Origin of the sequence: Marinobacterium profundum, assembly GCF_001528745.1 — a bacterium.
Classification (GTDB): Bacteria; Pseudomonadota; Gammaproteobacteria; order Pseudomonadales; family Balneatricaceae; genus Marinobacterium_A; species Marinobacterium_A profundum.
Window position 1 is genome coordinate 18,290 of the sequence record NZ_BCNS01000155.1, and the last position, 13,330, is coordinate 31,619.

Below are 13,330 nucleotides of genomic sequence, written 5' to 3' on the forward strand. Positions count from 1 at the left end.
TGGTCTGGCGGGCACGTCTCCGTCGGGCCAAAAGCTGCAAATTGAACTGAAAATAGTGTTTTAGAAGGATTTCTCGATGAACAATGTGCCCAATACACTGAAATATACTGCATCTCACGAGTGGATTCTCGATAATGGCGACGGCACCGTAGCCGTCGGTATTACCGATCACGCGCAGGAGCTGCTTGGCGATGTGGTTTTCGTCGAACTGCCTGAAGTGGGTCGTGATGTCGCCAAGGGTGAAGACTTCTCCCTGGTAGAATCCGTCAAGGCTGCTTCCGATATATATGCGCCCCTGTCTGGCGAAGTAATTGAAGTGAACGAGTCTCTGGTGGATGCCCCTGAGACCCTGAACGAAGATGCTTATCAGGCGGGCTGGATCGCGAAACTGAAATTGAGCGATGCCTCCGAGCTGGAAGCACTGCTTGATGCGAGCGCCTATCAGGCGACGGTTGCGGAATAAGTTGCGCCCATAGCCGAACCTGCACTAGCAGGGCGGTTACTGATGCAAAACGCGAAGAGCCGTGCGCTCTTCGCTTTTTTAGAACCCGTTGCAGGATTCGGTATACCCGAAATCGGCACAGAGCACGCAGGTTAGTTTTATGGCTGTTGAACCCCGTACCTTGATTGAACTTGAGCAGCGCACGGAATTTACCCGTCGCCATATTGGCCCTGATGCGGCCGAACAGCAGTCCATGCTGCAGACCCTGAATTCCGAGTCGCTAGACGACCTCATGCGCCAGACAGTGCCGTCCAGCATATTGCTCGACGATGCCCTGGACATGAACGATGGCGAGACCGAAGTCGAGGCGCTGAAATATCTGCAGGGCCTGGCGCGGCAGAACAAGGTCAACAAGTCCTACATAGGTATGGGTTACCACAACACCCGTGTGCCCAACATCATCCTGCGTAACGTGCTGGAAAATCCGGGCTGGTACACCGCCTATACGCCGTACCAGCCGGAAATTGCCCAGGGCCGCCTGGAATCTCTGCTCAACTACCAGCAGGTTGTGATGGATCTTACCGGCATGGATCTGGCTAACGCCTCCCTGCTGGACGAAGCCACGGCTGCGGCCGAGGCCATGACGCTGTGCAAGCGTTCCAACCGCAAGAAGACCAATACCTATTTTGTCGCCGATGATGTGCACCCCCAGACCATCGACGTTATCCGCACACGCGCCGAGTACTTCGGTTACGACGTCGTAGTGGCGCCTGCTGCCGAGCTGGACCAGCACGATGTGTTCGGTGCGCAACTGCAGTACCCAGGTACCTGTGGCAACATCACCGATATCAAGAGCCTGATCGCCAATGCCAAGAGCCAGCAGGCCATGGTGGCCGTGGCAGCCGATCCAATGGCGCTGGTACTGCTGAAATCCCCTGGCGAGCTGGGTGCTGACGTAGTACTGGGTTCAATGCAGCGCTTTGGTGTTCCCATGGGCTTTGGTGGCCCGCACGCGGCCTTCTTTGCCGCCAGCGACAAGCTTAAGCGCTCGGTGCCTGGCCGCATTATCGGCGTCTCCGTCGATACCCGTGGCAACCCGGCCCTGCGCATGGCGATGCAGACCCGCGAGCAGCATATCCGCCGCGAAAAGGCGACGTCCAACATCTGTACCGCCCAGGCGCTGCTGGCCAACATGTCGAGCTTCTACGCCGTCTACCACGGCCCGGATGGCCTTAAAGCCATCGCCGAGCGCACACACCGACTGACCGCCATTCTGGCCATTGGCCTGAAAGACAAGGGCTTTGCGGTTAACGACAGCTACTTCGATACCCTGACCCTGAACCTGGGTGACCAGCAGCAGGCGGTCTACCAGCGCGCCCTGGCCCAGGGCTGCAACCTGCGTCTCAACGGCACTGATCGTCTGGGTGTTAGCCTGGATGAAACCACCACCGCCGCGGATGTCGCCGAGCTGTTCGACGTCATTCTGGGTGCTGGTCACGGCCTGGATGTGGCTGCTATCGATGCGCGCATTGTGGCAGGCGAAGTCACAGGTATTGCTGCGGAACACCGTCGTGAAGACGCCATCCTGACCCATCCGGTATTTAACACCCACCACAGCGAAACCGAAATGCTGCGTTACATGAAGCAGCTCGAGAACAAGGATTACTCCCTGGTTCACGGCATGATTCCGCTGGGTTCGTGCACCATGAAACTCAACGCCACCGCCGAAATGATTCCGGTGACCTGGCCTGAGTTTGCCAACATCCACCCCTTCGCGCCGACGGACCAGATTCAGGGTTACCATCGCATGCTCGAAGAGCTGGAAGCCATGCTGGTGGAAATTACCGGTTACGACAACGTCTCGCTGCAGCCCAACTCCGGTGCCCAGGGCGAGTACGCAGGTCTCTTGGCGATCCGCAAGTACCAGGAATCCATCGGTGAAGGTCACCGTGATATCTGCCTGATCCCGTCCTCCGCCCACGGTACCAACCCTGCCTCCGCAGCCATGATGGGCATGAAGGTCGTGATCGTTGAGTGCGATGCCAAGGGCAACGTTGATGTGGCCGACATGCGCGCCAAGGCCGAGCAGCACAGCGAAAGCCTGAGCTGCCTGATGATTACCTACCCGTCCACCCACGGCGTGTTCGAGCAGGAAATCGTTGAGATTTGCGACCTGGTACACAAGCACGGCGGCCAGGTGTATATGGATGGCGCCAACATGAACGCCCAGGTCGGCATCTCCAAGCCGGGTCTGATCGGTTCCGACGTATCGCACCTTAACCTGCACAAAACCTTCGCCATTCCCCACGGCGGCGGTGGCCCTGGCATGGGCCCCATCGGTGTGAAGAGCCATCTGGCACCTTTCCTGCCGGGTCATCAGGTAAGTGCTGTACCGGGTCTGGAAAACCAGAACGGTGCTGTTTCGGCGGCGCCTTTCGGTTCCGGCGCCATTCTGCCGATCAGCTACATGTACATCCGGATGCTGGGCAAGTCCGGCCTCAAGGACTCCACCCGCGTAGCTATCCTGGGTGCTAACTACCTGGCCGAGAAGCTCGGTGAACATTACCCGATCCTATACCGCGGCGGTAACGGTCGCGTGGCCCACGAGTGCATCGTCGATATACGCCCGCTGAAGGAAGCTTGTGGCGTGAGCGAGGAAGATATCGCCAAGCGCCTGATGGACTACGGTTTCCACGCGCCCACCATGTCTTTCCCGGTGGCTGGCACCCTGATGATCGAGCCGACCGAGTCTGAATCCAAGGCGGAGCTGGATCGCTTCATCGAAGCCATGGTGAAAATTCGCGGCGAAATCAGCCGTGTTGAGTCCGGTGAATGGACCGCGGAAAACAACCCGCTGCACCATGCACCGCATACCATGGCGGACCTGGTGGGTGACTGGGATCGCGTCTATAGCCGTGACGAAGCGGTCTTCCCGACCGAATCCGCCCGTCGCAACAAGTTCTGGCCGGCAGCCAATCGTATCGACAACGTATTCGGCGATCGCAATTTCATTTGCTCCTGCCCGTCGATTGATAGCTATCGGGAAGACTGATTCACTTCAGGTCTTGGCGCCCTGGAGGCGCCATGACCCGGTGAGTGGCTAGGTAGACCCCTGGAAACATGAAAGGCCTTGCAGAAATGCAGGGCCTTTTACGTATCGGATCGGGCCCAGCGTTTAATAACTGGGCCCATGGTCGCATTGCTTAGGTTAAAGATACCTAGGCCTGGGGTGACATTCTGGGAGTCCGGTCTCCGGGCGAATCTAGCTGTGTTACCTGCGGTCATACAGCCCGTTTATCAGACACCCTGCAGAAGGACGCGACGGGTTAACTTGAGGCTTCCAATTGGGCCTTCTTGGCGCGTTACTTTCTTCACACGCACAAATAAAGTAACCAACGCAAGGAGTCTTTCCGCTGCGCTCAGGCGTCATTGTGCGAGTGCCGGCCTTCAAGGCGTAGAGCCACACATCCTGTTCCTAATCTGCGGCTAGACAGTCCCTGTCATCGCCCCGTTGGGCCTAATCGCGCAATGACGCCAGTGCTCGCCGGCTTCATAAGGGGGAGCAAGAGCCGTTTTGATATCCCGTGGTGCTGAGTTGCACCATGCGATGGTGCGTCGCGCTGGGATCTGCGCATGTGTGGTGCAAGCCTTAACAAATGACGTGTGGGTTGCCCCAGGTTACGGTGCTGCTAATTTTTTAACCTCGAACCTCGTTGCGTCACTGTCTCGCGACCTATGGCCAAGGGTAGCCGGTAGCCAGAAAATGCAGGAGCTATTTCCTGCTCATAAGGGTAGGGGGGGGCCGTTCTGATGGCTGGTCCCTGAGCTGCCGGCATACTTGTCGGCCAGTAATGCTGCTGGATTCCAATGCGGGCAAGCGTAGCGAGGTCCAGCGCATGTATATCGCATTGCTGCCCGGCTATCCCACGGCCGCGAACATCTGCCAATATCCACTATCCCCTAACCAACATTTAAAGAGTCCTGGCCGTTCCCCGCCGTCATTTTCTCAACCAGGTAGTCGACAAAAAACCGCACTCGGGCGGGCATGGTGGTACCGCCGAAAAATACGGCATGGATGGCTTCGGTGTCACCAGGGTTAAAGTCGTCGAGCAAACGGACCAGCCGCCCCGATTCTAGTTCAGGGCCGATATGGAAGTCGCCAAGCCGCGTGATACCCACCCCCTGCAAGGCCAGTTGTACCAGGGTTTCGCCATTGTTGGCGTGCACGTTGCCATCGATGGGTAACAGGACGTTTTCACCCTTTACCTGAAAGGGCCAACCCGGTTCGATGCGCTTGAAGCTGAAGTCCATGCAGTTGTGATGCGCCAGATCCTCTAGCGTTTGGGGATAGCCGTGGCGTTGCAGGTATTCCGGTGAGGCGACGACCGAACGACCGGTTTCTCCCAGTCGACGGGCGCTGAGCAAGCTATCAGGCAGCGGCCCGAAGCGAATGGCAACGTCGATATGTCCCCCTTCCACATCCGATATTTCATCGCTGAGCTGTACTTCTGCGGTGATATCCGGATAACGTGCCAGAAATTCTGGCAGCAATGGCACAATGGACAGACGACCATGCGCCAGGGCGGCACTGATCCGTAGTAGTCCTCTGGGGCTGGCTCTGTCGGCAATGGCGGATTCGGTTTGGTCAAGATCCGCCAGTATACGGCGTGCCGCCAGGGCATAATCCTCCCCCTCGCGGGTTAGCCGCAGGCTGCGTGTGGTGCGCACCACCAGTCGCACACCCAGACGCTGCTCGATCCGCGTCACCAGGCGGCTGACTGCCGAGGGCGTGAGTCCCAGTTGCCGGGCCGCGCCACTGAGTGACCCGGCACAGGCCACGGCCAGAAAGGTTTCCATCTCGGCGGTACGGTCCGTCCTTTTGTTGTCCATTGTGTTCTCTGTTGTTGGCTGCCGACACCCAGTGTAATGACGAAAATCCTTCCTATCGACATTTTACGCACTCCATCTTTGAACTAAACGCAAAGCTGGTTGACCACAGTAGCCACTTATCGGGAGCTGGTGAGTACATTACACTCCCCGAATGAACAAATTGAGGAGACTGGTCACAATGAAGCTTAACCTGCCGCTACTGGCGCTGGCCCTGGGGGCATTCGGTATCGGTGTCACCGAATTTTCTCCCATGGGCATGTTGTCGGTCATTGCTGGCGACCTGGACGTCAGTATCCCGACCGCCGGTATGCTGATTAGCGCTTATGCCTTTGGTGTGGTGGTTGGTGCGCCGATCATGACACTGGGGTTTGCCAACATGTCGCGCCGCAGTCTGCTGCTGCTGGCGATGAGTATTTTCACCATCGGCAACCTGATCTCGGCACTGTCGGACGGCTACGGCACCTTACTGATTGGTCGTATCGTTACCTCGTTCAATCACGGTGCGTTTTTTGGCGTGGGTGCCGTTGTCGCCACGCAACTGGTACCGCCGCACAAGCGGGCAGGCGCGGTGGCCGCCATGTTTTCCGGCCTGACCACTGCTAATATCGGCGGTGTGCCGCTGGCAACCTACGTGGGTGAAACCATCGGCTGGAGAACTGCCTTTATGGGGATGGCTGTATTGGGCCTGGTCACCTTGGTCGCGCTACGTGTCTCGCTACCTAAACTGGCCGTGGATGGCCAAACCACCATCGCCAATGAAATTAAGGTGCTCGGTAAAGGCTCGGTACTCTTTGCACTCTTGCTGACCGTGGTTAGCTCCAGTTCGATGTTTACCGTGTTCAGCTATATAGCACCGATTTTGCAAGACGAAACCCGCGTCGGAACCCTGTTTGTCACCAGCATGCTGGTTCTCTATGGCTTGGGTCTGGCGGTCGGCAACATGCTGGCGGGGCGCTTTGCCGATCGTAACCTGACCGGCACGCTGGTGATGTCATTGCTGGCATCAGTCATCCTGCTGACGCTATTTGCGGCCACCATGCAACATGCCCTGATCGTGCCACCGCTGATTTTCTTCTGGGGGATCGCCAGCTTTGCCATAGTGCCCCCGTTACAAGCTCTGGTTGTGCGCGAAGCCGCAGATGCGCCGAATCTTGCGTCATCAATGAACATTGCAGCGTTCAACCTGGGTAATGCCTGCGGGGCGGCACTGGGAGGTGTAGTGATTCATCTTGGGCTGGGCTTGCCAAGCGTTGCGCTGGCGGGAGCCGCGACATCTGCTGCCGGCCTGGTGCTCGTATTATGGTTCCAGAAGCATAAAAAAGCGCAAGAAGAGCAGCTTGCTGCTGTTTACTGAGCTCCATTGCCTAGCAGCCTGTCGGACTTACCACTGATCTACTGCGGAAAAGCCGATTTTGGTCATTTTTCGTCCTCTTTTTTACTCGTCGCAGGCTTCTCGGTCTGCGACCCCGCTAAAGCGGTTCTTTCCACTTCGTTTCAAGTGTTAAATAGAACCACTATTTGCCTCAAAAGAGCTCAAAAACTGCCTCAAAACGGACTTTCCCTCGCTACGATCGGCCAAGTCCGACAGGCTGCTAGGGGTAGGGACTGTTGACGTTTGTGAGCATGCCCTGCCGGAGGCTGTTTTCGCACAAGAAAAGGCGCGAGATCGCGAATATTGGGCGTGCCGCTGAAGGGTGACAAGGTGTACTATTCTTGGGCATGATGAGCAGGTTGTTAAGGCGCCTATGGATTATCGGTGTCGGCTGTTGATCGTCAATCAAGTAAATCGCCAGCTGAGTAATGGAAGCCAGGCTGGGTGAATCACCCCCCGTTCTTAATTCCTCAGTCTGCCAGGCTCTGCTTGTGTTGCATCGCAGGCGGTATTCCGGCGTCGGTGGGCTGGTAGCGTGGTTTTTCAGCTCCGGACAAAGGCCCTGCGGTGTTGGGTGTGATTGAGGTGAGGCAATGATCTGAATGGCTCATGCTGCCAGGCTATGTGCCGGTTTTTGATAGATATTCATCATGGAGTACTGGCCTTTGGAAAATGTCCTCCTGAGGCTACGATGAAAATGTTACGCGAAAGCGATGGGCGAGATAAATAATGTATGAAAGTAAAAGTAAGCCTTTAGCATCGGGAAAAGAATTCGGTAAACGAATTATTTTCCATGTACTCGCGGCATTTATTCTAGTTGTTGTCGCATTGGCGATAGGCGTTGCAGGACATGTTTATTTCGACGATATGAAACTTGCTAGAGCACTCATTGCATCAATTACCTTAACAAGTGGGCTTGGGCTGTCTATTCTGCCTGAAACCACACCGGGGCAGCTATTTGCCAGTCTATATGGAATTTTCTCGGGCTATGTATATATAGCCACCAGTAGCATAGTCATTGCACCCATTCTCCATAGACTGTTGCACAAGTTTCATTTGGATGAGTAACACTATAAAGATTAAGGCCATTAAGTACGCCTGGTTGGTCGCCGGACGTTCTTGCGCTTCTGTGACAATTACGCATGATATTTCAAGTAGTCATAAATCCCGGGCATTGACCGGGATTTATCTGCACTCTACTTGAGCGGCTGGCAGCTTGGCCGGATATTTGGTGGGCTGCGGGCTGTTAGTGCGCATGCCTCCAGTCGATGGCGTGGATTTTGTCGCCCAGGATCTCTACGGTGTACTCGATATCGTCGTGAATGTAGACCCAGCGCTGCAGCCTGCCGTAAGTGGTGCATTTTCGATTGAGACAACCGGAGCGGGAGCTCTTTGTGAGTGGCTGACCCAGCTCTCTAATCAGTTTGGCGACGCTGTCGCCATCACGGATGGCGTTGCCGTTAATAACCATCTGATCTGCGCTGGCGGCTAGTGACAGAGCGAGGACAAGGGTTGCGAAGATCCATTTCATGGGATTTCCTCAATTTGGTTTTGAATCCATTCGTATCCAGGGGCAGTATAGCTAATTCCGCGATCTGATCTAAAGCTCTTGAATTAGATTTCCATCTCTTACCAGCAGAACGATTGCGGTATTTTTTGATGCTGTATTTCACCGAGAGGGGAAATACAGTATCAATCAGATCCAGTCATCGACCAGTTTCCCTTTATGACACCAGTCGTTCCAGCTTGCTGCCGTCGTTCAGTGACTTCGGTTACCCCTCAGTCAGGTCACCTCGTCAGAGCCACACCAATCCCCTGCATGACCCTCCACGCTTTCCTTTCAATCCCCAGAATACTTATTCAACAGCTCAACCACCGAGCCCTGACGAAGTTCGTTATAGGCCTGGGTTACGCTTTGCTGGAAACGGGAATCAGCTGCCAGTTGTTGCGGGAATATATCCTGCTGGGCGAGGAAAGCTGACAAGAGCGCGGTGGGCTGGTCCCTGTGCTCTGCGACCAGGGTTAACAGGCGCTGCGCCAGGGGATCATTGAGGTCGTTATTGCGGGTTCCGGCCTCTTGTACGTAGATAACCCAGGCGGCAATGCCCAGAGCCGTGCACTCCATGGGATGAGCTGTATCGAGCAGTGTCTGGCAGCCGTTGAGCCAGCGTTGTGGCAGTTTCTGGGAGCCATCCATCGCAATCTGCTGCAGCTTGTGTTCAAGGCTGTCGTTGGCGAAGCGGGCCAGCAGACGTTCGGCATAGGCCAGCATTTCGGCTTGCTCGACACCTTGCAGGGTGGGTATGGCTTCGTGATGCATGTAACTGCGCAGGAAGCTCACCATGGCGGGCTGTTGCATGGCCTGGGCCACGGTTTTATAGCCGGCGAGTTGGCCCAGATAGGCCAGTAGCGAGTGACTGCCGTTGAGCATGCGCAGCTTCATGGTTTCAAAGGGTGTGACATCATCCACCATCTGTACGCCAACCTGTTCCCAGTCAGGCCGACCCATGCTGAAGTTGTCTTCGACTACCCACTGGCTGAACGACTCACAGATCACCGCGGCCTTGTCGTCGCAGTTCAGGTCCTGGCTCAGGCGGTTGAAATCGGCCTCGGTCATGGCGGGCACGATGCGATCCACCATTGAGCTGGGGAAGCAGACATTGACCGCGATCCAGTCATGCAGGTTTGCATTGTGGCGAGACGCGAGTGCCAGTACGGCTGCCCGGGTGCGCTGGCCGTTGTGGGGCATGTTGTCGCACGAAAGCACGGTAAAGGGCGCTATGCCTGCCTGAAAACGTCTGTTCAGCGCTTCAAACAGCAGGCCTGGGGCCGTTTTGGGGCTCTGGGGGTGGGACAGGTCATGCTGGATGCCGGGATCTTCGAAGCGAAGTTTGCCAGAGCTGGGTTCCAGGCAATAGCCTTTTTCGGTGATGGTTAGCGTAACAATTCGGGTTGTCGATACTGCCATTCGTGCCAGCAGAACTTCACGGCCCGCGTCTGAGCCTGCAAACAGTGCCTCGCGAATGGCTCTGATTTCACGCAGTACCACCTGTTGGCGGCTACTGTATTCGGCCACATGGTAACGACAGTCGGCGGTGGTCAGTTGATCAGCAAGCGCCTGGTTGGCACGAATGTTTGCACTGCACAGGCCCCAGTCGCCGCCCCTGGCTTGCAGGTAGCGCTCCAGATAGACGGCCTGATGGGCGCGGTGAAAGGCGCCCAGGCCCAGGTGGACGATGCCGGTGCCGACGTAGTTTGCATCGTAGGCGCTCGGAATGGATTCAATCTGCGGGTTTTGAAGCATGGGCTCTGCATCCTTTGGGCCTAATGGCGGCACGCTAGTCTGATCATTCAGCATGACATTTTGGTATGCCACTTTGTTCGAGTCTAGCTAATGTAGCTAGGCATACTGAACCACTTATAGGCTTGAATCAATACTCTCACTTTAATTGGTATGCCAATTTCGGGTGTTTTAGTGATTTTTAGAGCGCTTAGGGCTAAGATTGGCACTGTCTTGAGTTGAGTGGTATTCCAATGTGTTCCTGCACTGGCGGTGCCCGGGCGAATGATTATCAATGGGTGAATGGCCAGCACGTTGGTAGCGCTGGCTGAGCGACTCTGCCGGGTCGAGGCGTTGAAGCCTTTGGGTTGCGCAGCCTTGCTGTTGCTCTCCAGTGTTATGGAGTGGGTATTTTCGAGTAGCTGTGTATAAAAATAGCCGTTTGTCGCAGCAGTCTGTTTAGTCTTTAGCGAGTTGAATGTGATGGAAATTAAAGTAGATAAAACCGAGCAGGGCTTGCCAGAACGCTGCGATAGCAATTTCAGGAGCAGGGACTTTTTGCTGCAGCATATACGCCATACCCTGTCTTTCTATGAAGGTCGATCGGTTGATCCTGCCGGCGGCTTTTTTCATTGCTACATGAATGATGGCACCGTATTTGATCCTGGCCTTAGAACGCTGGTGGCATCATGTCGCTTTGTATTCAATTATGCTAAAGCCTATGGTCAGTTCGGCGACGAAAAATACCAATCTAGAGTTGTCCACGGGCTTAACTTCTTAAGAGAGTCGCATCGAAATCCGCAGACCGGTGGCTATGCCTGGGTGCTAAGGGACGGGAATGTGCTGGATGACCATAACCATTGCTATGGTCTGGCATTTGTTCTGCTGGCCTACGCCTGTGGCGTAGAGGCCGGTGTACCTGAGGCCAAAGCCTGGCTGTACGAAACATTCGACCTGCTGGAAGAGAAGTTCTGGGACAAAAAGTATGAACTCTACGCCAGCGAGGCCAGCGTGGATTGGACGCTGGATCCCTACCGTGGCCAGAACGATAATATGCACACCTGCGAGGCGCTGATTGCGGCCTACGAAGTCACGCAGGATGAGGTTTTTCTTGATCGTGCCTGCTTGTTGGCTAGCCATATGACACGCCGGCAATCACAGGATACCGGTTCCCATGTGTGGGAACACTACACCCAGGATTGGAAGCCTGATTTGGAGTATAACCGCAATGACAAAACCAACAGTATCAGACCCTGGGGCGTGCAGACGGGCCATCAGACAGAATGGACAAAGCTTCTGTTGATTCTCGACAGGCACAGGCCCGAAGCCTGGCGCCTGGCGCGGGCCAAGGAACTGTTTGATAGCGCCATGGCTCACGGTTGGGATAACGACAATACCGGGCTTATCTATGGTTATGACCTTGAGGGTCAGGAATATGATCAGGATAAGTATTTCTGGGTGCAAGCCGAAAGCTTGGCGGCGGCGGCTTTGCTAGCAGACAGAACCGGCGATAAGGCGTATTGGGCCTGGTACGACAAAATATGGGACTACAGTTTCACCTATTTTGTCGATCACGAATATGGCGCCTGGTATCGGATTTTGACAGTCAATAATCTTAGGTATGATGATAAAAAATCTTACAAGAACAAGACGGATTACCATACGATGGGCGCCTGCTATGAGATGCTGAATGTTATAAGCCAATAGCAAGCATTAGGCTTGAACCGGGGATGGTTCGAGCGCTACGCGCGGCGTTCGCAGCGGTTAAAAAGGAAAATGTTTCTTGAACCTGTGTCCCCTGAAGCGTATTTTCGTCACAGATTAAGTTTTATTTTTGAAAGTTGAAGGCCGGGAGAGCTGATGGACGTTAAAATAGTGGATTTCCCGGCCACTAAAGTCGCGGTAGTTGAGCATCGCGGCCCACCTGCGCTGGAGCATGCGTCAATCAGGCGCCTGGTCGCCTGGCGCATAGAGAGCAAGCTGCCGCTTCTCCCTGATCATTGTTCCTATGGTGTCCACCAAAAGGATCCACGCAAAGTACCTGCCAGAGAATACCAGGTAGATCTGTGTTTCGGTAGAGGAGGCCGTGTATGCGAATCCGCAGGATGTCATCAGCAAGGTTATACCAGCGTGTCGCTGTGCTGTGGCCCGACATTACGGCTCGCACGATCATGTTAGCGCTGCGCAATTTCTGTATGAGGAGTGGCTGCCCAATAGCGCAGAGCAGCTTGGCGAGCTTCCCATATTCTTACATTACGTTCATGTTGGGCCCGGACTTAAAGGCGATGAAATGATTGCGGATATATATTTTCCACTAATGTAGCTTGTCGAAATACGGTTTTTTATTGTTATTTCATATTCAGCGAATTAAAAGCTTGGAGATATTTTTTTGGATAATGCCAGAGGCAGTATTTTCATGGTGCTTGCGATGGCATGTTTTGCTGTTGAAGACATGTTTATTAAGGCTGCTGCCGAAACGGTTCCCATTGGTTTTATTCTGATGTTATTTGGTTCTAGTGGCATGCTGGTATTTATATTTTTAACCCGGCAACGCGGGGAGGCCGTTTTTCATCCGGCTATTCTGTCTCGTGCTATATTTGCGCGTGCCGGTTGTGAAGTGCTGGGCCGGATGACTTTTGCGCTGGCGATCACTTTGACGACGCTATCGAATGCGTCGGCCATCCTGCAGGTGACGCCTTTGATCACCATGTTAGGCGCTGCGATCTTCTTTGGTGAGAAGATAGGGTTAAAGCGCTGGCTTGCCGTTCTGGCTGGGTTTATTGGGGTACTGTTGATTATACGGCCAGGCCTTGATGGCTTTGAGGCCGCGTCTTTACTCGCAGTAATAGCCACTTTTGGTTTTGCCGGGCGTGATCTGGCTACCCGTGCTGCGCCTCGGGTATTGTCTAATATGCAACTGGGGATTTATGGTTTTTTTGTGTTGATACCCACGGGCGCCGCCTTGCTTGCTTATACCGGGGAATCCGTAGAGTCTAACTCTATCGCTATCCTGCAGATATTCGGTGCCATGGTTTTCGGAGTTGTTGCGTACAATGCGTTAACGATCGCCATGCGCACCGGTGATGTATCGGTTGTGTCGCCTTTTCGTTATACCCGTTTATTGTTTGCATTTACGTTAGCTATATTTGTTTTTGACGAAAGTCCAGATGCACTCACCTTGTTTGGCGGCCTGCTTATTGTTGTGAGTGGGGGTTATACACTGATGCAAAGCCGAAAAAATACAACCGTTAAAGTTAGTGAAAATACTGCTTGAGCCCCTGAGGGAATGTATGAATAAGTCTGGAAGGGGATAGGTGAGAGGAAATAATTAATCAGGGGTAAACCC

General features: G+C 54.5%; 9 protein-coding genes and 1 pseudogene. 7 read left to right on the forward strand and 3 right to left on the reverse strand.

Going from position 1 to position 13,330, the window contains the following annotated elements:
* Positions 1-76 precede the first annotated feature (76 nt).
* Positions 77-463, forward strand: a complete 387-nt coding sequence (gene gcvH / locus MPRO_RS18360) for a glycine cleavage system protein GcvH (RefSeq protein ID WP_067296369.1) — start codon at positions 77-79, stop codon at positions 461-463.
* 139 nt (positions 464-602) lie between these two features.
* Complete coding sequence (gcvP, locus tag MPRO_RS18365; protein ID WP_067296372.1) at positions 603-3,494, forward strand: aminomethyl-transferring glycine dehydrogenase; 2,892 nt, start codon at positions 603-605, stop codon at positions 3,492-3,494.
* A 908-nt stretch (positions 3,495-4,402) separates the two neighbouring features.
* Here gcvP and MPRO_RS18370 read toward each other — a convergent pair.
* Entirely contained in the window at positions 4,403-5,332 is a 930-nt protein-coding gene (locus tag MPRO_RS18370) for a LysR family transcriptional regulator (protein WP_067296374.1), read from the reverse strand.
* Between the two features lie 178 nt (positions 5,333-5,510).
* On the opposite strand from MPRO_RS18370, the gene MPRO_RS18375 reads away from it, so the two are divergent.
* Together MPRO_RS18375 and MPRO_RS25930 are read left to right on the forward strand one after the other, a co-directional pair.
* Positions 5,511-6,686, forward strand: coding sequence for an MFS transporter (locus MPRO_RS18375; protein WP_067296377.1), 1,176 nt, complete (start codon positions 5,511-5,513; stop codon positions 6,684-6,686).
* A gap of 747 nt (positions 6,687-7,433) precedes the next feature.
* Complete coding sequence (locus MPRO_RS25930; protein ID WP_158651868.1) at positions 7,434-7,772, forward strand: hypothetical protein; 339 nt, start codon at positions 7,434-7,436, stop codon at positions 7,770-7,772.
* Between the two features lie 178 nt (positions 7,773-7,950).
* Here MPRO_RS25930 and MPRO_RS18380 read toward each other — a convergent pair whose 3' ends face one another.
* Positions 7,951-8,235 carry a DUF2845 domain-containing protein gene (locus tag MPRO_RS18380; RefSeq protein ID WP_067296380.1) on the reverse strand — a complete coding sequence of 95 codons (285 nt, stop codon included), beginning with the start codon at positions 8,233-8,235 and terminating at the stop codon, positions 7,951-7,953.
* Positions 8,236-8,544: 309 nt separating this feature from the next.
* A complete protein-coding gene (locus MPRO_RS18385; RefSeq protein ID WP_067296382.1) occupies positions 8,545-10,008 on the reverse strand; it encodes a mannitol dehydrogenase family protein in 1,464 nt (487 codons plus the stop codon).
* A 459-nt stretch (positions 10,009-10,467) separates the two neighbouring features.
* Between MPRO_RS18385 and MPRO_RS18390 the strand changes: the two genes are divergently transcribed.
* The 3 genes and pseudogenes from MPRO_RS18390 to MPRO_RS18400 all read left to right on the forward strand — a co-directional run bounded on the left by MPRO_RS18390 (position 10,468) and on the right by MPRO_RS18400 (position 13,258).
* On the forward strand, positions 10,468-11,691 hold the full coding sequence (locus MPRO_RS18390) for an AGE family epimerase/isomerase (protein WP_067296384.1): 1,224 nt from the start codon (positions 10,468-10,470) through the stop codon (positions 11,689-11,691).
* Between the two features lie 153 nt (positions 11,692-11,844).
* Positions 11,845-12,307: pseudogene (locus MPRO_RS26575) on the forward strand (AraC family transcriptional regulator).
* Positions 12,308-12,373: 66 nt separating this feature from the next.
* Complete coding sequence (locus tag MPRO_RS18400; RefSeq protein ID WP_216821328.1) at positions 12,374-13,258, forward strand: DMT family transporter; 885 nt, start codon at positions 12,374-12,376, stop codon at positions 13,256-13,258.
* Positions 13,259-13,330: the final 72 nt, after the last annotated feature.